Here is a 396-nt window from a genome sequence, read left to right on the forward strand (position 1 = left end):
TTCCATCGTGCCGTTGCCGTCGTCACGGCTGTCGGTCTCGGCGTTGCCGTAGTCGAAGCAGCAGCCGCCGTTGTAGTGCGTGCCGTCGAATATTGCATACATGCCCTCGGGGTTGTCCCCGGTGGCGATGCCGCTGGTGTGGTTGTTGCGGTAGCCGGTGCCGGGGGCGACGAACACCCCGTACGCCTTGTGGCCGCCCACGAGAGTGGGGGCCGCGGTGGCGTTGGCGAGGTTGTCCGGGCCGCCGGCGGCGCTGCCGGCGGGGGCCTGGGTGAGGTTGTTGTTCCTGCCCGACTGGTCGTAGATGACCGTGATCAGGCAGGTGGTGTTGGCGCAGAAGGAGTCCTGCGCCGAGGCGTCGGCGTAGCCGCCGGCGGACAGCAGGCCGATGTCCTT

1 protein-coding gene is annotated in these 396 nt (G+C 68.7%); it reads right to left on the minus strand.

The window, feature by feature from the left end:
- A partial coding sequence (locus tag K7G61_RS36120; RefSeq protein WP_308190821.1) for an arabinofuranosidase catalytic domain-containing protein occupies positions 1-396 on the minus strand: 396 nt, incomplete at both ends.

This window comes from Streptomyces sp. HPF1205 (assembly GCF_020400825.1).
Taxonomy (GTDB): Bacteria; Actinomycetota; Actinomycetes; order Streptomycetales; family Streptomycetaceae; genus Actinacidiphila.